This window comes from Saccharopolyspora terrae (assembly GCF_004348435.1).
GTDB lineage: Bacteria > Actinomycetota > Actinomycetes > Mycobacteriales > Pseudonocardiaceae > Saccharopolyspora > Saccharopolyspora endophytica.
In genome coordinates, this window is record NZ_SMKS01000011.1 from 108,183 (window position 1) to 127,385 (window position 19,203).

The 19,203-nt window shown below is 71.3% G+C and carries 15 protein-coding genes and 1 pseudogene; 8 read left to right on the forward strand and 8 right to left on the reverse strand.

The features are described 5' to 3' along the window. Window positions 1-45 precede the first annotated feature (45 nt). Genes shc through hpnH form a run of 3 tightly spaced genes read left to right on the forward strand, consistent with a single transcriptional unit; the run spans window position 46 to window position 3,600 of the window. A complete protein-coding gene (shc, locus tag E1181_RS09975) occupies window positions 46-1,935 on the forward strand; it encodes a squalene--hopene cyclase (protein WP_207922090.1) in 1,890 nt (629 codons plus the stop codon). Window position 1,936: 1 nt separating this feature from the next. After that, window positions 1,937-2,596 carry a 5'-methylthioadenosine/S-adenosylhomocysteine nucleosidase family protein gene (locus E1181_RS09980; protein WP_132673689.1) on the forward strand — a complete coding sequence of 220 codons (660 nt, stop codon included), beginning with the start codon at window positions 1,937-1,939 and terminating at the stop codon, window positions 2,594-2,596. Between the two features lie 2 nt (window positions 2,597-2,598). Continuing rightward, on the forward strand, window positions 2,599-3,600 hold the full coding sequence (gene hpnH / locus E1181_RS09985) for an adenosyl-hopene transferase HpnH (protein WP_132673690.1): 1,002 nt from the start codon (window positions 2,599-2,601) through the stop codon (window positions 3,598-3,600). Between the two features lie 68 nt (window positions 3,601-3,668). Here the strand turns inward: hpnH and E1181_RS09990 are convergent, their stop codons facing one another. The 4 genes from E1181_RS09990 to E1181_RS10005 all read right to left on the reverse strand — a co-directional run bounded on the left by E1181_RS09990 (window position 3,669) and on the right by E1181_RS10005 (window position 8,362). Next, window positions 3,669-4,355, reverse strand: coding sequence for an SDR family NAD(P)-dependent oxidoreductase (locus tag E1181_RS09990; protein WP_132673715.1), 687 nt, complete (start codon window positions 4,353-4,355; stop codon window positions 3,669-3,671). Continuing rightward, window positions 4,352-5,260, reverse strand: coding sequence for a DMT family transporter (locus E1181_RS09995; RefSeq protein WP_132673691.1), 909 nt, complete (start codon window positions 5,258-5,260; stop codon window positions 4,352-4,354). Before E1181_RS09995 ends, E1181_RS09990 begins: the two co-directional genes overlap by 4 nt. After that, complete coding sequence (locus E1181_RS10000; protein WP_132673692.1) at window positions 5,257-7,629, reverse strand: wax ester/triacylglycerol synthase domain-containing protein; 2,373 nt, start codon at window positions 7,627-7,629, stop codon at window positions 5,257-5,259. The genes E1181_RS09995 and E1181_RS10000 overlap by 4 nt, the downstream gene beginning before the upstream one ends. Window positions 7,630-7,729: 100 nt before the next feature. Then, a complete protein-coding gene (locus tag E1181_RS10005; RefSeq protein WP_132673693.1) occupies window positions 7,730-8,362 on the reverse strand; it encodes a carbonic anhydrase in 633 nt (210 codons plus the stop codon). 805 nt (window positions 8,363-9,167) lie between these two features. Between E1181_RS10005 and E1181_RS10010 the strand changes: the two genes are divergently transcribed. Next, complete coding sequence (locus E1181_RS10010; RefSeq protein ID WP_165944577.1) at window positions 9,168-12,134, forward strand: AfsR/SARP family transcriptional regulator; 2,967 nt, start codon at window positions 9,168-9,170, stop codon at window positions 12,132-12,134. On the opposite strand, the gene E1181_RS10015 is transcribed toward E1181_RS10010, so the two are convergent. The 3 genes from E1181_RS10015 to E1181_RS10025 all read right to left on the reverse strand — a co-directional run bounded on the left by E1181_RS10015 (window position 12,112) and on the right by E1181_RS10025 (window position 14,824). After that, window positions 12,112-13,311: an APC family permease gene (locus E1181_RS10015; RefSeq protein ID WP_408009561.1), complete on the reverse strand. Its 1,200-nt coding sequence runs from the start codon at window positions 13,309-13,311 to the stop codon at window positions 12,112-12,114. The genes E1181_RS10010 and E1181_RS10015 overlap by 23 nt on opposite strands. Before the next feature lie 61 nt (window positions 13,312-13,372). Next, window positions 13,373-14,026: a class I SAM-dependent methyltransferase gene (locus E1181_RS10020; RefSeq protein ID WP_132673695.1), complete on the reverse strand. Its 654-nt coding sequence runs from the start codon at window positions 14,024-14,026 to the stop codon at window positions 13,373-13,375. Window positions 14,027-14,158: 132 nt separating this feature from the next. Beyond that, window positions 14,159-14,824, reverse strand: coding sequence for a YitT family protein (locus E1181_RS10025; protein ID WP_132673696.1), 666 nt, complete (start codon window positions 14,822-14,824; stop codon window positions 14,159-14,161). Window positions 14,825-15,043: 219 nt separating this feature from the next. Between E1181_RS10025 and E1181_RS10030 the strand changes: the two genes are divergently transcribed. From E1181_RS10030 to E1181_RS10045, 4 genes are all read left to right on the forward strand, one after another. Continuing rightward, window positions 15,044-15,517, forward strand: coding sequence for an Lrp/AsnC family transcriptional regulator (locus E1181_RS10030; protein WP_207922087.1), 474 nt, complete (start codon window positions 15,044-15,046; stop codon window positions 15,515-15,517). 123 nt (window positions 15,518-15,640) lie between these two features. Then, window positions 15,641-16,333 (forward strand): haloacid dehalogenase type II, encoded by a 693-nt coding sequence (locus E1181_RS10035; RefSeq protein ID WP_132673698.1) that lies wholly within the window; start codon window positions 15,641-15,643, stop codon window positions 16,331-16,333. Between the two features lie 174 nt (window positions 16,334-16,507). Beyond that, window positions 16,508-18,001 (forward strand): long-chain-fatty-acid--CoA ligase, encoded by a 1,494-nt coding sequence (locus E1181_RS10040; RefSeq protein ID WP_132673699.1) that lies wholly within the window; start codon window positions 16,508-16,510, stop codon window positions 17,999-18,001. Window positions 18,002-18,079: 78 nt separating this feature from the next. Further along, complete coding sequence (locus E1181_RS10045; protein ID WP_132673700.1) at window positions 18,080-19,075, forward strand: LacI family DNA-binding transcriptional regulator; 996 nt, start codon at window positions 18,080-18,082, stop codon at window positions 19,073-19,075. Here the strand turns inward: E1181_RS10045 and E1181_RS10050 are convergent. Further along, window positions 19,072-19,203, reverse strand: a pseudogene (locus E1181_RS10050) (IS481 family transposase); the annotation flags it as partial. The gene E1181_RS10045 and the pseudogene E1181_RS10050 overlap by 4 nt on opposite strands.

The window sequence follows — 19,203 nt, forward strand, 5'->3', positions numbered from 1 at the left end:
GAACAGCTGCAACAGCCCACGCGATCGGCCACCAGCGCCGCCGAGATCCCCAGTCAGGGAGCGGCGCGAGCCGACGCCCGGACGGCGGCGCTGGCCGCCCGCGACCACCTGCTGTCGCTGCAGAGCCCGGAGGGCTGGTGGAAGGGCGAGCTGGAGACCAACGTGACGATGGACGTCGAGGACCTGCTGCTGCGGCAGTTCCTCGGCATCCGCACCTCCGCGGAAACCGCGGAGACCGCCCGCTGGATCCGCTCCCAGCAGCGCGAGGACGGCACCTGGGCGACCTTCCACGGCGGACCCGGCGACCTGTCCACCACGGTCGAGGCGTACGCGGCCCTCAAGCTCGCCGGTGACGACGTCGAAGCCCCGCACATGCGGGCCGCCCGGGACTGGATCCTGGCCAGCGGTGGCGTGGAGGGAACCCGGGTGTTCACCCGGATCTGGCTGGCGCTGTTCGGCGAGTGGTCCTGGGACGACCTGCCCGCCATGCCGCCGGAGGTGGTGCTGCTGCCCGAGTGGTGCCCGCTCAACGTCTCCGACTGGGCGTGCTGGGCGCGTCAGACGGTGGTGCCGCTGACCGTGGTGTGCACCCTGCGTCCGCGCCGCGACCTGGGCATCGACCTGCGGGAGCTGCGCACCGGAAGGCCTGCGGTGCCGCCGAAGCGCGAGTGGTCCTGGGGCTACGGCTTCCACGCCCTCGACCGCCTTCTGCACCGCTACCACCGCCGACCGGTGAAGACGCTGCGCACGCACGCGATGCGGCGCGCGGCCGAGTGGATCGTGGCGCGTCAGGAGGCCGACGGCTCGTGGGGCGGGATCCAGCCGCCGTGGGTGTACTCGATCCTCGCGCTGCACCTGCTCGGCTACCCGATGGACCACCCGGTGATCGCCAAGGGGCTCGGCGGCCTGGAGCGGTTCCTGGTCCGCGAGCAGACGCCCGAGGGCACCGTGCGCAGGCTGGAGGCGTGCCAGTCGCCGGTGTGGGACACGGTTCTGGGCGTGCAGGCGTTGCGCGACGCCGGGGTTCCCGCCGACCACCCGTCGCTGCGGCGAGCGGTGGACTACCTGCTGGCCGAGGAGATCCGGGTCAAGGGCGACTGGTCGGTCAAGCGCCCCGAGCTGCCCGCCGGGGGCGGCTGGGCGTTCGAGTTCGACAACGACGGCTACCCCGACATCGACGACACCGCCGAGGTGCTGCTCGCGCTCAACCGCGTCGAGCACCCCGACTCCGACGCCGTGCGCGGTGCCATCGCGCGCGGTGTCCGCTGGTTGCGCGGGATGCGGTCGAAGGACGGCGGCTGGGCCGCGTTCGACGCCGACAACACCCGGCAGCTGGTGCGCAAGCTGCCGTTCTGCGACTTCGGCGAGGTCATCGACCCGCCGTCGGCCGATGTCACCGCGCACGTGGTGGAGGCGCTGGCCGTCCTCGGCGAGCAGGACGAGGTGCTGCGCGGCGGGGTGAAGTGGCTGCTGTCCAACCAGGAGCGCGACGGGTCGTGGTTCGGGCGGTGGGGCGCCAACCACGTCTACGGCACCGGTGCCGTCGTGCCCGCCCTGGTCGCGGCCGGAGTGGACTGCCAGCACCGCGCGTTGCGGGACGCCGTGCGCTGGCTGGAGGAACACCAGAACGACGACGGTGGCTGGGGCGAGGACCTGCGCTCCTACGACGATCCTCAGTGGATCGGACGGGGCACCTCAACGGCATCCCAGACGGGCTGGGCGTTGATGGCGCTGCTGGCCGTGGGCAGGCACGACACCGACGCGGTGCGCCGCGGGATCGGCTACCTGGCCCGAAGCCAGCGCGCCGACGGCGGTTGGGACGAACCCCAGTTCACCGGGACCGGGTTCCCCGGGGACTTCTACATCAACTACCACCTGTACCGGGTGATCTTCCCGCTGACCGCGCTCGGGCGCTACCTGCGGGACGGGGAGTGACATGTCGATGAGGATGCTGATCTGCGCGCCGATGCGACTGGAGGCCAGCGCGCTGCGCTCCGCCCTCGGCGGGGCCGTGACCGGCCAGGAAGCACTGCGCACCACCGGGCTCGGAGCCGATTCGGTGACGGTGCGCCGCACCGGGTACGGGCCGCGCCGCAGCGCGAGCAGCGCGGTCCGGCTGCTGGCCGCCGACTTCGACGTGCTGGTGATCGCCGGTTTGGCGGGCGGGCTGTCGCCGGAGGTGCGCAGCGGGGACGTGATCGTCGCCGACGAACTGCGCGGCCACCGCGAAGTGCTGCGCTGCGACACCGCCCACTCGCTGGCCGCCGAGCTCACGCGCAGCGGGTTCCCGGTGCGCTGCGGGCCCGTCGTGACCGCCGACGCGCTGGTCCACGGTCAGCGCCGCGCCGAGCTCGCCGCCACGGGTGCGCTCGCGGTGGACATGGAATCGGCGGTGCTGGCCCAGGCCGCGGGGCACAGGCCGCTGGCGGTCGTGCGCGTCGTGGTCGACACAGCGCAGCAACCCCTGCTGCGGCCCGGGACCGCCCACCGGGCGATGTCCGGGCTGGCGCGGCTGCACGCCGTGGGCTCCTGCCTGCGGCGGTGGGGCCGCCACATCCCACCGGAACTTCGCACGACCTGTGAGGAGGCGTTGTAACCATGGGCATTCCCGTGCGCCAAGCCGTTCGCGTCGGTGCGTACCTGATGAAGCAGAAGCTGGCCCGGCGCGAGAAGTTCGCGCTCACCTTGGAGCTGGAGCCGCTGTTCGCCTGCAACCTGGCCTGCGCGGGGTGCGGGAAGATCCAGCACCCGGCGAGCGTGCTCAAGCAGCGGATGCCGGTCGAGCAGGCGCTGGCCGCGGTCGAGGAGTGCGGTGCCCCGGTGGTGTCCATCGCCGGGGGTGAACCGCTGATGCACCCCGAGATCGACGTGCTGGTCAAGGAACTGGTCAAGCGCAAGAAGTTCGTCTACCTGTGCACCAACGCGCTGCTGATGCCGCGCAAGATCGACGAGTTCGAGCCCTCGCCGTACTTCTCCTTCGCCGTGCACATCGACGGGATGGAGGAGCGCCACGACGCCTCGGTGTGCAAGAAGGGCGTGTTCGCCCAAGCCGTGGACAACGTGAAGGACGCCCAGCGGCGCGGATTCCGGGTGACCACGAACTCGACGTTCTTCACCACCGACACGCCGCAGTCGGTGATCGAGGTGCTCGACTACCTCAACAACGACCTCAAGGTCGACCAGATGATGCTCTCGCCGGCCTACGCCTACGACAAGGCGCCCGACCAGGAGCACTTCCTCGGCGTGACGGAGACCCGCGAGCTGTTCAAGAAGGTCTTCGCCGACGGGCGGCGGAAGAAGTGGCGCTTCAACCACTCGCCGCTGTTCCTGGACTTCCTCGAAGGCAAGATCGACTTCGGCTGCACCGCGTGGGCCATCCCGTCCTACTCGCTCTACGGCTGGCAACGCCCCTGCTACCTGATGAGCGACGGCTACGCGAGCAGCTACCGGGAGCTGCTGGAGGACACCGACTGGGCCGCGTACGGGCGCGGCAACGACCCGCGCTGCGCGAACTGCATGGCCCACTGCGGCTACGAACCCACCTCGGTCCTGGCCACCCTCGGCTCGCTCCGGGAATCCGTCCGAGCCGTGCGCGGCTGAGAGCTGCGTTTCTGGTCCGAGTTGACCGGTCATGACATCGTTCGTGGCCGGTTCGGACCGAGCGGCGGTCAGCCGAACCTGCGGGCGAGGTGGTGGAAGACGCCGGGCAGAGCGCCGTGAATCCGGTCGGCCGCGGTCAGCCAGCCGGGGACGAAGACCTCCGCCCGGCCGCGCACCACCGCGTCCACCAGGGCGTCGGCGACCCGCTGCGGCTCGACCATGCGCGGGAACCGGCGCCGGTAGTCGCGGCCGTGGAAGAACGAGGTGCGCACCGCGCCGGGGAACACCGTCGTCGTGGTGATGCCCCGGTAGCGCAGGCTCGCGGCGAAGGCCCGCAGCCCCGCCTTGGTGGCCGAGTAGACGTCCTCGTCGCGGACGCCCACCACGGCCACCGAGGCCACGAACGCCACCCGCGGGGGCAGGACCGCGCGCGTCAGCCGCATCGGCGCGGTCAGGTTCAGCTCGACGAGCTCGTCGATGCGCTCCGGCGGCATGTCGGCGAAGGCTCCCGCCCAGCCGATCCCGGCGCTGTGCACCAGCAGGTCGACCCCGCTCGCCGCGTCCGCCACCTGCCGCAGCCCGTCATCGGTGGTCAGGTCCGCGGTGACGGTCTCGCCTCCGGTGCGCTCGACCAGCGCATCCAGGCGCGTCCGGTCGCGTCCGGTCAGCACGACCTGCCAGCCGTCGGCTGCGAGCCGGAGCGCGGTGGCCGCGCCGATCCCCGAGGACGCGCCGGTGACCAGCGCTGAGTTCATCCCCACGACTCGCTGTCCTCCCGGGCGGCCAGCTCGCGGCCGATCTGCTCGCTGCGCCGCGCCAGCACGGCGATGCCGCCGATCATGAGCGCGCCCGCGACCGCCTCGCCGGCCAGGATGGCGGGGGAGGACTCGATGCGCTCACCCAGCCAGCTCACCCCGATCGCCGCCGCCACCAGCGGGTCGACCGTGGTGATCACCGCCAGCGACGGCGACATCAACCGGCCGCGCTGGAAGGTCTGCTGGCTGAGCAGGAAACCCATCGGCCCGATCACGCACACCACGTACAACGTCCAGTGCCCGAAGGGTTCCACGAGCCCACCGGTGCGGAACTGACCGGCCACCACCCGCATCAGCCCGGCCGTGACGCCGTAGAACACCCCGGTGGCCACGGCCAGACCGACCACGCCGAACTCACCGGGAAGCCACCGGGCAGCCAGCAGCGACGCGATCACCAGCAGTCCCATCGCCAGCGCCAGCGGCAGGACGGGCGCTCCGGTGAACTCGCTGCCGTGGCCGGATGGTCGCGCGAGGAGCAGGAACGCCGCCAGCCCGCCCGCGCACGACAGCGCGCCGAGCGCGAGAACCAGATCCATCCGCCTGCCCGCGAGCCACGCCGCGAACGCCGCGCCGAACAGCACCGAGGTCACCAGCAGCGGTTGCACCAGCACCAGCGGACCGAACGCCAGCGCCACCACCTGCAGCGACAACCCGACGATCACGGTGCCGATGCTCAACACCCAGATCGGCTTGCGCACCAGGTCCCACAGCATCCGCGGGCTGAACGTGGCCACTTCCGGGACCTGCTTGGTGACCCGGTGCTGGATCGCGCTGGCCATCCCGAAGCTCGCGGCACCGATCACCGCGGCCGGCACCGCGACGACCAGGACCGTCCCGGAGGTCAACGCCTCTCCCGCAACTCGTCGAACGCCTCCCGCAGGTGCGCGGTCAACCGCCCGGCGTCGGGTGCGAGCCCAGGATCGGTGGTGATGCCGAAGCCGAACTCCTCGCCCCACCCGATCGCCCCGATCGCCACGCCCACGCCGTCGGCCAGCGACAGCACCGGCAGCACCTGGCTGAGCCGGGTGCCGTTGATGTGGGCGGGCCGCCGCCGGCCCGGCATCACCGAGACCACCGCGTTGAAGAACTGGCGCCCGTAGATGCGACGCACGATCCACGCGTGCACCGGGGCGGGCAGCAGCCCGAGCCCGGCCAGCACCGCGCCCGCGGCCTCGGGCTGTCCGCTGTGGTCGGGTTCTGCGAGCGCGTCGGAGACCGCGCGGATCCGCCACACCAGCGGCATCGGCCCGACCGGGAGATCGACCGACAGCGAGTGCGTGTGGTTGCCCGGCGCGGCGGTGCCCGCGCCGTCGCGCCCGGTGCGGGCCGTGCGCGGAACCATCACCCGGAACCGGGCCTCGCGCCGCTGTTCGCCCATCGCCCGGTGCAGCGCCTCGGCAACCAGCCCGATGAGCAGGGCGCTGCTGGTCACCCCGTGATCGCGCGCGCGGGCGCGGACCTGCACGGCCGGCAGCGTCAAGTGCCCGAAGCTGCGGGCGTGCGAACTCCGCCCGGTCCAGGAGGGGTTGGTCGTGCCGGCGGAGGTGGCCAGGCCGAGGAGTCCGCGCAGCACCACCGGGATCCGCCGCGCCCACGACCGGCCGCCGGTGCTCGGGGCCGAAGCGGGGTGGTGGCCGTCGCAGAGCAACCGGATCAGCGCGTTGGTGACCGCCAGACCATCACCGAGTGAGTGGTGCATCTTCGCCAGCAGGGTCGCCCGCCCGGTCGCCGCGTCGTGCAGCAGGCGCAGCTCCCACGGCGGTCGGTCGGTGCGCACCGGCGTCGAGAAGAACTCGCTCGTGAGCCCCTCGGCGTCCTGCTCGGAGCCGATCTCGCGAAAGCCGAGGTGCAGGGCGGGGTCGATCGGACCGGCATGTCTCCACTGCGGACGACGGCCGGGCCGGACCACCAGCCTGCGGGTGAGCATCGGCAGCGACGGCGCGCAGTCCTGGATGCGGCGCGCGAGGTGTTCGCACCACACCTGTGCTGGCTCCGGCGACGGTTCCAGGCGCAGGATGGCACCCGTCTGCTGCGACACCTCAGGTGTGGTGGCGTAGACGAAGAACGCGTCCTGAGCGCGCAACCGACGCGGGCCGTGGTGGCGGGGCACGTCGGCCAACGCCGCCACCTGATCGGCGAACTCCGCCGACCGGCTGTGCTTGAGCGCCCGCTCCTCGCGCTCGCCGACCTCCTGCGGGTCGGCGACCCAGCGGCGCAGAGTCGCGGTCAGCTGCGACTCCCTCGGGCACAGCTCGGCCAGGCCCGCATCGGCCATCAGCTCGGCGTTGGCCCGGCCGTGCCCGGCGATCGGCTCGAACATCAGCACCGCGCGGCCGCACGCGAGCGCCTCCAGCGCTGTGGCGCCACCGGCGTTGGTGATCACCACGTCCGAGCAGGCCATTAGGCCGGGCATGTCCTCGACCCAACCCAGCGGCACCAGCCGCGGATCGCCTCGGGCGAGCAGGCGCTCCCGCAGCGCCTCGTTGCGCCCGCACACCACGAGCACCCGGGCGAGCCCGTCGACCCGCAGCGCCGCGTCGATGGCGCGCTCCACCGCGCCGAAGCTGAACGCACCGCACGAGGTCAGCGCCGTGAACCCGGCTTCCGGGAATCCGAACTCGGCCCGCGCCTCGGTGCGATCTCGGGGCTGGAAGTCGCGCCGCACCGGCGGCACCGACACCGCGCCGACCGCCTCGGGCTCGGCGCGGTGCATCGCGCGCAGGCTCGCCTCGCTCATCACGTAGTGCAGATCGGCTTCGGGGTACACCCAGAACGGGTGCGGCGCGAAGTCCGACACCACCGCCGAGACGGGGAGGTCGAGCTCGCCGCGCCGCCGCATCCAGTCCAGTCCCGCGGTTCCCAGCGGGTAGGTGGACACGATCAGATCCGGGTCGACCCGGCGGATCTCGCGACGCAGCAGCGGACCGCACCAGGCGCCGACGAAGCGCCGCGAGGCGTTGGCGAACCACCGGTAGCGCCACAACGAGTCGTAGAAGAAGTCGTAGAGCCACGGCGTGGATTCGACGTTGGTGACGTAGATCCAGTTGAACGCCCCGGGAACCCAGCGGCCCATGATGCGGAGCGCGTCGAGCCACACCACCTCGCAGCCGGGCCAGACCTCGCGGGCCGCCTCCTCGACGGCACGAGCGGTCGCGTTGTGGCCCTCACCGATCGTGGCGCTGATCAGGAGCACTCGACGGGGCTGGAAGCTCACGCGGCCGGTTCCTTTCGCCAAGCACGTGCCATCGCAGGCTAACGCGTGACGAGAGGACCGGCTTCCCGAGAACGGCCATCATCCACAGTGGCCGGTGTCGCTAGGCCGCGGTGCGCTCCAGCGGGCCGTGGCTGGCCACCAGGCGAACGGTGCCGTCGGCCAACCGGTAGGACAGGCCCGCCACCGCGCAGCGGCCAGCGGCGATCTCGTCGGCCAGCAGCGAGGAGCGCTCGATCAGCAGTTCGCTGGTGCGCTGGATGTGGACGTCGACGATGTCGTCGACGTCCTCCTCGCCGGCGGCCCTGGCGGCCAGCACGCTCGGCGTCACCCGCTCGACGATGTCGCGCAGGTACCCGGGCGGGTTCGTGCCCTCCACGACCGCCTGCCGAGCCGCGACGACCGCGCCGCAGGAGTCGTGGCCGAGCACGACGACCAGGGGAGTGCGCAGCACCCCCACGCCGTACTCGATGCTGCCCAGCACCTCCGAACCGGTCACCTGACCGGCGGTGCGCACGACGAACAGGTCGCCCAGGCCGCGGTCGAAGATGATCTCGGCTGCGAGGCGGGAGTCGGAGCAGCCGAACAGCACCGCGAACGGCGTCTGGCCCGGGGCCAGGGAGGCGCGGTGGTCGGCGTCCTGGTTGGGGTGCAGCCGGGTGCTCTCGACGAAGCGCTGGTTGCCTTCCATGAGTGTCGCGAAAGCCTCGGCAGGCGTGGCTGGCGTGCGGTTCATGCTGTTGACATTAACCCAGCCGGGTGGCCGCGGCAGATCGCGAGTGGGGCAGAGCACGCTGGTGACGGCGGTGCTTGAGTTCGCAACGACCTGCCGGCCGTCGTACTCTCGGCGCGCGGTGGTGAGGCGGATGAGGGGGCCGCCTCACCACCGATCTGTCGTTCGGAAGTGGTCCGCACACGAGGTCCGACACGACATCGGCGTGTCGGAGCGAATTGAAATCGAGCAATTCACACAGAGTTTCGCCAGGTCAGAATGGCGGCGGCGACGAGCTTCGAAAATTGTTCGGCCTCAGAGCTTGTGCGCTGTTCGGGGGAACGGTCATCATCGGAGCCGATGCCGGTGGTTCAACCACCGCGCTCTGGGGGAAGAAGCTGCGCGAACACCTGGGGGGTGTAGCGATGGATCATCGTCTTTTCTGGTCACGCGCGTAGGGCGACGCCGCGTGGGCCGACCTGCTTCGCTTGCAGGTCGAAAGCCGATCGCACGCCGGCCCGCGAGGCCGGGTCACGTTGACGTTCCCGCGGCCTCGGTCGTCGCGTTGTCGCGAGCGGTTCGAGTTCTCGGAATGTCGTTCCATTCTCCGAAGGACCTGTTGTCACCCGGCCATTCGCGCTCCCATTCCGAAATCCGCGCCTGCATCGAACAGGTAGTCGGTATCACTCATTGGAGTGGCTCTCGTTGAGTTGGCCGCCGATGTGCGGCCAATGTGCGCGGCATGGCTTTCTCGCCGCTTTCCGGAGGCAGCGGCGAAGGGGTGAAGTGCGGCAGGATAGATCGTTTGTGGATTTCTGGGGGAAGCGAGATGCGGTTCGAAGTTCTTGGACCGGTCCGGATGTTCGACGGGGACAGAGCGGCGCTGCTGACGGGTGCGCTGCGGCGCAGCCTGCTGGCGGTTCTGCTCGCCCACGCCAACGAACCGGTACCGGTCACCGTCCTGTTGGAAGCGCTGTGGGGTGGGTCGGACGAGCACGGGGCGAGCCGGCTCCAAGTGCACGTTCACCGGCTGCGCCGGGAGCTCGACGACCCCGACCGACTGACCTACGGCCCCGCCGGTTACAGCCTGCGGGTCGAGAGGGGAGAGCTCGACGCGGCGGTCTTCGCGGCCTTGCTCGACGAAGCGGCGGGCGAGCCTGATCCGGCCTGCGCGGCCGGGTTGCTGCGGCGTGCCCTGGGCCTGTGGCGGGGCAGGCCGTACCAGGAGGTCGACCTGCCCGACGTCGACGCCGTCGTCGAACGGCTCACCGAGCAGCGGTCGCTGGCCGTGGAGGAGTGCTACGCCGCCGAGCTGCGGGCCGGTCGGCACGAGGCCGTCGCGGGCGAACTGCTCGACGCGGTGCACCGCAATCCGCTGCGGGAGCGGTTGCACGGTCTGCTGATGCTCGCGCTCTACCGCAGCGGACGGCAAGCCGAGGCGCTGTCGGCCTACCAGCACGCGTGCGAGGTGCTCAACGACGAGCTCGGTCTGGACCCGGGGCCGGAGCTGCGCGCCCTGCACGGTCAGATCCGCGCGGGCGAAGCGGTCGAGGTCATGGGAACGACGCACGTCCCCGCCCAACTGCCGCACAGCGCACCGGATTTCGTCGGCCGCGAGCTCCCGCTGTCCGAACTGGACGGGATGCTCGACGCCAAGACCCGCACGATCCCGATCGCGGTCATCGTCGGCACGGCCGGAACCGGCAAGACCTCGCTGGCGCTGCGCTGGGCGCGCCGGGTGAAAACCCGCTTCCCGGACGGCCAGCTCTACACCGACCTCCGCGGCTTCGGCACCGGGACACCGGCTGAACCCGGCGACGTGCTGGCCGGGTGGCTGCGGGCGCTGGGCGTGGACGGCAAGGACGTGCCGCTGGACCCGGCCGAGCGCGGCGCGCGGCTGCGCAGCCTCCTCGACGGCAAGCGGGTGCTGCTGGTGCTCGACAACGCCGCCAGCGCTGAGCAGGTGCGCCCGCTGCTGCCGGGCAACTCCGACTGCGCGGTGGTGGTCACCAGCCGACATCAGCTCGACGGACTCCTCGTCGGGCACGGGGCGAACCTGGTCGAGCTGGACCGGATGACCGCGGACGAGGCGCGACTGCTGCTCAAGGAACTGCTGGGCGACCTGGTCACCGACGAGGGCGCCGTGGACGAGCTCATCGAGTGCTGCGCGCGCTTGCCGCTGGCGCTGCGCATCGCGGCGGAACGGGTGCGGCGGCACCGCCACCGGGGCATCAGCCAGACCATCGCCGAGTTCGGTTGCGCCCAGGCGCGTCTGGACCTGCTCGACAGCGGTGACCCGCAGGCGTCGGTGCGGACCATCTTCGCCGCGTCCTACCGCAACCTGTCGGTGGCGGAGGCGAAGTTGTTCCGGATGCTCGGACTGCACCCCGGCGAGGAGATGGACGCCTACTCGCTGGCCGCGCTGGCCGGGGAGGACGACGTCCGCGTGATCCGCCGGGGCCTGGCCGAACTGGTGCGCGCGCACCTGGTGGAGGAGGTCGCGGGCAAGCGGGTCCGGCTGCACGACCTGCTGGAGACCTACGCCGCGGAGCTGTCCAGCATCACCGAGAACTCCGCCGAGCGGCGGGAAGCGTTGCGCCGGCTCTACGACTACTACCTGCAGGTCGCCACGATCGCGTCCGGGTTCCTCGCCCCGGGTTCGCTGCCGGCGCCGAAACCCGCCTTCCCCGCGCCGCCGATCCGCGACCACGAGGACGCGGCCCGCTGGCTCGACGCCAAGCGCGACACGATGGTGCGCATCGCCGAGATGGTCGACGGCGAATTCGAGCACTACGCGGTCGATTTCGCCGTCGTGCTGGACGCCGCGCTCGATTTCGGCTGGCACGTCGACGCGGCCCAGCGGCTCCACGGCAAGGCGCTGGAGGTCGCCGCGCGGCGCGGCGATCGGGTCGGTGAGGGGATCGCGTTGCGCGGACTGGGTGTGGCGCACCGGCGCAACGACTTCGCGGCTGCCCGCGACCTGCTGGAACGGGCCCTGCGCAAGGCCGATGGGCCGGCCGGGACCGCGGCGGTGCTGCAGAGCCTCGGGGAGGTGTGCGTGTTCACCGGGCACACCGACCTGGCGCTGGACCACCTGCGCCGTTCCACGCGGCTCTACCAGCAGGCCGGGCTGCGGTTGCTGGGCCTGCGCCCGATGATCTGCCTCGGACGGCTGCACCGCCGGTGGGGGCGGCACGAGGAGTCGTTGGAGTGCCTGCGGGAAGCCTCACGGGTGGCCGCAGCGCATGGGTACCGCCCGGCCGAGGCCGACGCGTCCTACGCGCTGGCCGGCCTCTACCGGGACCTCAACCGGTTCGTCGAGGCGGCCGAGCACGCCGAGCGCGCGCTGGTGCTCGCCCGGCGCAGCAAGTTCCGCTTCCTCGAAGGCATGACGTTGCACCGGCTGGGCACCATCCGCCGTTGCCTCGGCGACCACCCGCAGGCGCTGGAGAGCCACCGCGCGGCGCTGGTCTTCGCGCGCCAGATGCGGTCGCCGAACCTGGAGGCGATCGCGCTGACGGCCCTGGCCGAGACGCACGCGGCGATGGGCGACGAGGCGGAAGCCGCCCGCTGCCACCTGCACGCCTTGGGCGTGGCCAACAGCGGCTGCAGCAACTACGTGCGGGCCCGCGCCCACACCGGGCTCGGCGATCTGCACGCCGCTGCGGGCAGGCGCGAATCGGCCACCCGCCACTGGGAAACGGCGGTGCGGATCTACCAGGAGCTCGACGCTCCCGAGGCCGGCGAGCTGCGGAGGAGGTTGAACGCGGACATCAGCCCGAGCGTGCCCTGCTGAGCAGGCGCAAGCCGAGCCCGACGGCGAACACCGCCAGTCCTGCGACCACCGAGGTCCAGGGCAGAGTCGCGGCCAGCAGCAGGCACCCCGCCAGCCCGGCGGCGTTGAGCGCTTTCGGCCACCGGCGCTCGGCCGGTGGCTGGGTGAAAGCGGAGGCGTTGGCGATCGCGTAGTACACCAGCACGCCGAAGCTGGAGAACCCGATCGCCCCGCGCAGGTCGGTGGTGAGCACGAGTGCGAGCACCACCACGGCGACGGTCAGCTCGGCGTGGTGCGGGACCTGGAAGCGCGGGTGCACCACCGCGAGGTAGCGGGGCAGGTCGCCCTCGCGGGCCATCGCCAGTCCCGTGCGCCCGACACCGGCGATCAGCGCGAGCAGGGCGCCGAGGCTGGCCGCTGCCGCGCCGATCCGCACCACCGGCGTCAGCTGCGCGTACCCGGCCGCGGCGAGCGCGTCGGCGATCGGTGCGGTGCTGGCGGCCAGGGCGTGCGGTCCGAGGACCAGCAGCACGGCGAGTCCGACGACTCCGTAGGTCACGGCGGCGATCGGCAGGGCCAGCAGGATCGCACGCGGGATGGTGCGCGCCGGGTCGCGGACCTCCTCACCGAGGGTGGCGATGCGGGCGTATCCGGCGAAGGCGAAGAACAGCAGACCGGATGCCTGCAGCACTCCTAGCGGCCCGCGCGGCAGCCAGTCGTGCGCACCGATCGGCCCGGCGGACGGGTAGAGCAGCGCGGCCGAACCCGCGAGCACGACCAGCACCAGCACCAGCAGGATCCGGGTGAGCGCGGCGGTGCGGGTGATGCCGACGCAGTTCACCGCGGCGAGCACCGCGACCGCCAGCGCGGCGGCCGGTCGCTCGAAACCCGGTGCGGCGTAGGCGGCGAAGGTCAGCGCCATCGCCGCGCAGCTGGCCGTCTTGCCGATCACGAAACCCCACCCGGCGGTGAAACCCCACCAGTGGCCCAGCCGGACCCGGCCGTAGACGTAGGTGCCCCCCGAAGCCGGGTGGACCGCAGCCAGCTGCGCCGAGCTCGTGGCGTTGCAGTACGCGATGAAACCGGCGATGACCAGCGCGATCAGCAGTCCGCTACCGGCAGCGGCAGCAGCGGGCGCGAACACCGCGAACACCCCGGCTCCCAGCATCGAGCCCAGGCCGATCGCGGACGCATCCACGGTGCCCAAACGACGTGCCAGGGGAGCACCCGAGGACTGCGGGTTCGGCGTCACGACCTGATCAGCGGTGCGCGGTGAGGAAGTGGGCAGGGACGAGCGCGCGTCCCGCCTCGTCGGCCGGGTAGTGGGTGCCGACCCCTGCGGGCAGGAAACCGGCGATGGTGCTCGGCTCGATCGAGTCGATCGTCCAGTGCTCGGAGACCGCCGCGCGCAGTTCGTCGGCGTCCACGGCGTTGGGTCCGCCGCCTTCCGGGAACGCGCCCTTGTCGAACACCAGCATGTGCAGCCGTGCGCCCACGCGGGCCGCGCGGGCGATGGCGGCGACGTAGGCGGCGCGGCTCTCGACGGGCATGGAGTGGAACAGGGTGCTGTCGATGACCGTGCCGAAGTGCCCGTCGTGGCCGGAGAGCTCGGTGATGTCGCCGACCTGGAACGTCGCCGTGGCGTGCCGTTCGTCGCGGGCCGCCTCGGCTTGTGCGATGGCGGTCTCGGACAGGTCGACACCCAGCACCTCGAAGCCGCGCGCGGCCAGCTCCCGAGCGGTGACACCGACGCCGCACCCGGCGTCGAGGACCGGGCCGACGATGTCACCGCGCTCGATGACCTCGGCGATGGCCGGCTGCGGCACGCCGATGTTCCACGGCACGCGCGCGTCCTCGGTCACGGGCGACTCGCCCCGGTAGACGGCGTCGAAGTCAGGAAGTTCGGTGCTCACGCGAGCCTCCGCAGCAGATCGCACGATGCCTCGTCAACGCGGGAAAACTACCACGCTCCACGACCCGATCCGCGGTGCCCGAACTCGGTCCCGGCGGTCGTCTTCGCCGACGGCAGCACCGCTTTCACGCGATCACGCCCCCAGGTAGCGCCCGGGCCGGTGGTTGAGCGCGAGGACTCCGTTGAGCACCACCGCGCCCAGCGCCGAGATCAGCACCGCGATGGGGGAGACGACGAGCAGCGCGGCGACGATCACCAGCACGTCCAGGCCCATCTGCACGTAGCCCGCCCGCCACCGCAGGCGTTCCTGGGCGATCAGAGCGACGACGTTGAACCCGCCGAGGCTGGAGTCGTGCCGGAACACGATCAGCAGTCCGATGCCGATGAGCAGGTTGCCGCTGACCGCCGCGTAGACCTGCGGCAGGTGCAGGGCGCCGAACAGCTGCGCGTGCAGCGGGGCGAACGCCGAGACCAGCGCGATCGAGAGCAGCGAGCGCACCGCGAACCGGCGGTCCTTCTTGGCCACCGCCAGCGCCATGAACGGCAGGTTGACCACGAGGAACAGCACCCCGAAGGGAACCGGCAGCCCGTAGCTGAGCAGCAGTGACAGCCCGGCCGTTCCACCGGTGACGATCTGGCTCGACTTGAGCAGGTGCAGGCCGAGCGAGACCACGAAGGTGCCCGTGAGCAGACCGAGCACGTCCTCGGTGCGGGTGTGCGGCACCGCGGTCGGCTGCCGAGTCTCGGCGGCGCTGGTCGGTGCGGTCACGGGGATCGGGGTCGCGGTCTGCGCAGGCATGCTCGAAATGGTCGGGTCAGCACAGCACAGCAGGCAACACAGCCCTCCGCGGCTGCGACAGAATTCGCGAACGGCCGCGCGGGTGTGGCAGAGTGCTCAATTTGCGGGTGCTCGTCACACGGTTCTTGGTCGATGTGTCGGGCACCACATCTGACCTGGGGTTTCGTCTGCGCGTTCAGAGCGCGCGGCGACCCGCCGACCTCCCGGAGCGTGCCGCTGGTGAACGAGATCGATGCCCTCGACGCCCGAATCCTGCTCGCGCTCGACGACGATCCGGACCAGACCATCCTCGGCCTGTCCCGCGAGCTCGGCGTCGCGCGCAACACTGTGCACGCGCGGCTGCGCAAGCTGGGCCACGACGGCGTCATCGGCGACTTCAGCCGACGCGTCGACCCGGTGGCGCTCGGCTACGACCTGGTGGCGTTCGTGTCGATGCAGATCAGCCAGACCAAGCAGCCGGTGACCACCACCGCGCTGCGCGAGCTGCCCGAGGTGATCGAGATCCACGCGACCTCCGGCGACGCCGATCTGATGGTCAAGGTCGTGGCTCGCGACACGCAGGACCTGAACCGGATCACCAACGAGATCCTCGGCATCGACGGAGTCGAGCGCACCAGCACCGCCATCTCGTTGCACGAGGCGATGACCACCCGGATGCGGGGATTGCTGGAGGTCGCCGCCCGCACCTCGTGATCGGCCGCGCAGCGAAGTGGTCGAGTGGCTTCCGCCTTTTGCTGCTTCGGCTACCGACTCGAGATCGAACCGTGTTCACCCGAAGGGGTGTGATTTTGCGTTCCGAACAGGCATGATCACCCGGTGTCGCTCGATGTTACTCGCCTGTCCGTGCTGATCTTCGATGTCCTGGGAACCGTTGTCGACGAACGAGGTTCGATCCGCGCCGCGGTCCAGGACGCGCTCGGGAAGGCAGGTGAACCGGAGGAGAGAGGCGACGCGCTCGCGAACGCCTGGCTGACCAGGCTCGACGAGCTGCTGTCCGAGGCGGCCGACGGCGAGTACCGGCCGATGGACGAGCTCAACCGCGAGGCCCTGGAGCACGCGGTCAAGGCCGCCGACGTTTCGCTCGGCGAGGAGGCGCTGACCGAGCTCTCCGCGGAAGGTCTGCGCCCCAAGCCCTGGCCGGACGCCGCGCCCGGTGTCGGCGCGCTGGCCGACCGGTTCAACGTCGTCGCGCTGTCCAACACGACCATGCTCGCGCTGGCCGAGATCACCCGTCGCGGCGGCCTGCGCTGGGCGTTCGCCCTGTCTTCGGAGCTGGTCGGCGCCTACAAGCCGGACCCGTCGGTCTACCGCAAGGCGCTGGAACTCATGCGCGTCGAACCCGGCCAGGCCCTGATGGTGGCCTCCCACCCGTGGGACCTGCGCGCCGCCGCGGAGCAGGGCATGGCCACTGCCTACATCGCCAGGGAAGGCGAGGGCGAGCCGGCCGAAGAGGACGAGTTCGACCTCCAGGCCGCTACGATCGCGGAACTCGCCGCCCAGCTCCTCTGAGGTGCCCGAAGCGCAGGCACTCCACCGTTCGGCGCATTGCCGCAGGTATGACGACTACGTGTTACCGAAATGTACACCCGAACGATTGCCACCGGGCTGCGGAACATGGACGATTTGCTGGGGATCGATGATCTCGCCTGCTCCGAACCACCTCAACGACGACGGGAACGGAACATGACGAACCTGGCAGCGAACCTGGTCGCGTCCGCTCAGCGGCACGGCGACCGGCCCGCGGTCCGTCTCGACGAGCACGTGCTCAGCTACGCCCAGCTCCACGCCTCGGCCGCCGCCGTGGCCGGTGACCTGCGGGAACGCGGCATCTCACCTGGCGACCGAGTCGGCTTGGTGTTCCCGAACGTTCCCGCTTTCCCGATCCTGTTCTACGGCGCGCTGCTGGCGGGCGCGACCGTGGTGCCGATGAACCCGCTGCTCAAGGCCCGCGAGGTCGAGTACTACCTGCGCGACTCGCAGATGTCGCTGGTCTACGGCTGGGACGGCGGCGGCGACGCGGTGCCGGCCGCTGCCGCGGAGGTGGGGATCCCGGGTGTCGTGGTGGGCGCGGTCGGCCCGCTCGAACTCGGCGGCGAGCCGATCACCGAGCCCGTCGAGCGCACCGACTCCGACACCGCCGTGCTGCTCTACACCTCGGGAACCACCGGCAAGCCCAAGGGCGCCGAGCTGACCCACCACAACCTCGCCTCCAACGCCGAGATGGCGGTGGAGACGCTGTTCGAGCTCACTCCCGACGACGTGGTGATGGGCTGCCTGCCGCTGTTCCACGTCTTCGGCCTGACCTGCGCGCTCAACACCTCGGTGATGGTCGGCGCCTGCCTGACGCTGCTGCCGCGGTTCGACCCGGCCAAGGCCCTGCAGATCGTGCCGCGCGACGGGGTCACCATCTTCGAGGGCGTGCCCACCATGTACGCCGCGATGCTCAACCACCCCGACGCCGACGGCGCCGACATGAGCTCGCTGCGCACCTGCGCGACCGGTGGTTCGGCGATGCCGGTGGAGGTGCTGCGCGGGTTCGAGGCGAAGTTCGACTGCCACGTGCTGGAGGGCTACGGCCTGTCGGAGACCTCGCCGGTGGCCTCGTTCAACCAGCCCGGCTACGAGCGCAAGCCCGGTTCCATCGGGCTGCCGGTGCGCGGCTGCGAGATGAAGGTCGTCGACCTCGACGGCAACGAGGTCGGCCTCGACGAGCCGGGCGAGATCGTCATCCGCGGCGAGAACGTGATGAAGGGCTACTGGGGCCGTCCCGAAGCCACCGCGGAGGCGATCAAGGACGGCTGGTTCCACACCGGCGACATCGCCACCAAGGACGCCGACGGCTACTACTTCATCGTCGACCGCAAGAAGGACCTGATCATCCGGGGCGGCTACAACGTCTACCCGCGCGAGGTCGAGGAGGTGCTCTACGAGCACCCGGCGGTCGCCGAGGCGGCCGTGGTCGGCGTCAAGCACCCCGACCTCGGCGAGGAGGTCGGCGCGGCCGTGTCGCTCAAGCCCGGCCAGGACGCCACCGAGGACGAGCTGCGCGAGTTCGTCAAGCAGCGCATCGCCGCCTACAAGTACCCGCGCGAGGTCTGGCTGGTCCCGGAGCTGCCGAAGGGACCGACCGGCAAGATCCTGCGCCGCGAGGTCAAGGAGATGCCCCGCGAGGTGTGAGCGGTGCCGGGCCCGGCCGTGCGCCGGGCCCGACACCGGCGGACTAAGCTCACGGAAGTCTGTGAGTGAGGTCTGAGCATGGTCGGAATCAAGGACGTCGCGCGGCTGGCCGGGGTTTCCATCGGCACGGTGTCCAATGTGGTCAACCGCCCGCAGCTGGTGTCGGACGAGACGCGGCGGCGGGTGCAGTCGGCGATCGAGGAGCTCGGCTACGTCCGCGACGAGTCGGCTCGGCAGCTGCGCGCGGGAAGCAGTCGCATCATGGCGCTGCTCGTGCTCGACCTGGCCAACCCGTTCTTCGTCGACCTCGCCCGAGGGGCCGAGGAAGCCGCTCACGAGGCCGGGCTCAACGTGATCACCTGCAACAGCGGCCAGCGCGTCGACCTGGAGTCCTCCTACCTGTCGATGCTGGCCGAGCAGCGGGTGCGCGGACTGCTGCTGTCGCCGGTGGACACCACCGGCGAGCGTCTGCGGACCTTCGCCCGCAGCCGCATCCCCTACGTGTTCGTCGACCGCACCGTGCCGGAGGTGCAGGGCAGTTCGGTCGCCGTCGACGACGTGACCGGGGGAGCGCTGGCGGCGCGGCACCTGGCCGAGACCGGGCACCGCGAGATCGCGATGGTCAACGGCCCGTCGATGCTCGCGCAGTGCCGGGACCGCGAGTCGGGCGCCCGATCGGCGCTGGAAGGCACCGGCGCGCGCCTGTCGGTGCTCGAGTCCACCGCGCTGGACGTCGCGTCGGGACGCGACGCGGGTGCGCGGCTGCTGGGGATGAGCCCGCGTCCGACGGCCGTGTTCTGCGCCAACGACCTGCTCGCGCTGGGCCTGCTGCAGGCGATGGTGGCCGCGGGTGTGCGGGTGCCCGAGGAGATGGCGATCGTCGGTTACGACGACATCGAGTTCGCCGGGGCCGCGGCGGTGCCGCTGACCTCGGTGCGCCAGCCCGCGCGCAAGCTCGGCCGCACGGCGGCGGAACTGCTCATCGCGGAAACCTCGGGTGAGCCGATCCGGCACCGCCAGCTGGTGTTCCAGCCAGAACTGGTCGTCCGCGACTCAACTCGCGTCAGCCGCTAGGTGTACTGACCTGAGAGGTTGGTTACGCGGCTGGCGGGTGGGCCGCCGATGCTGGTGTGGTGGCGGTGATGGTTGTAGCCGTGTAGCCAGCCGGGCAAGGCGGCGCGCCGTTGGGTCTCGGTGCTGTA

Excerpts from the sequence above, each read along its gene's own strand:
- E1181_RS10025 (WP_132673696.1), bottom strand. The coding sequence starts at position 14,824 with ATGCCTGCGCAGACCGCGACCCCGATCCCCGTGACCGCACCGACCAGC.
- E1181_RS10010 (WP_165944577.1), top strand. The coding sequence starts at position 9,168 with ATGCGGTTCGAAGTTCTTGGACCGGTCCGGATGTTCGACGGGGACAGA.
- E1181_RS10005 (WP_132673693.1), bottom strand. The coding sequence starts at position 8,362 with ATGAACCGCACGCCAGCCACGCCTGCCGAGGCTTTCGCGACACTCATG.
- E1181_RS10040 (WP_132673699.1), top strand. The coding sequence starts at position 16,508 with ATGACGAACCTGGCAGCGAACCTGGTCGCGTCCGCTCAGCGGCACGGC.
- hpnH (WP_132673690.1), top strand. The coding sequence starts at position 2,599 with ATGGGCATTCCCGTGCGCCAAGCCGTTCGCGTCGGTGCGTACCTGATG.
- E1181_RS10045 (WP_132673700.1), top strand. The coding sequence starts at position 18,080 with ATGGTCGGAATCAAGGACGTCGCGCGGCTGGCCGGGGTTTCCATCGGC.
- E1181_RS09980 (WP_132673689.1), top strand. The coding sequence starts at position 1,937 with ATGTCGATGAGGATGCTGATCTGCGCGCCGATGCGACTGGAGGCCAGC.
- E1181_RS09990 (WP_132673715.1), bottom strand. The coding sequence starts at position 4,355 with ATGAACTCAGCGCTGGTCACCGGCGCGTCCTCGGGGATCGGCGCGGCC.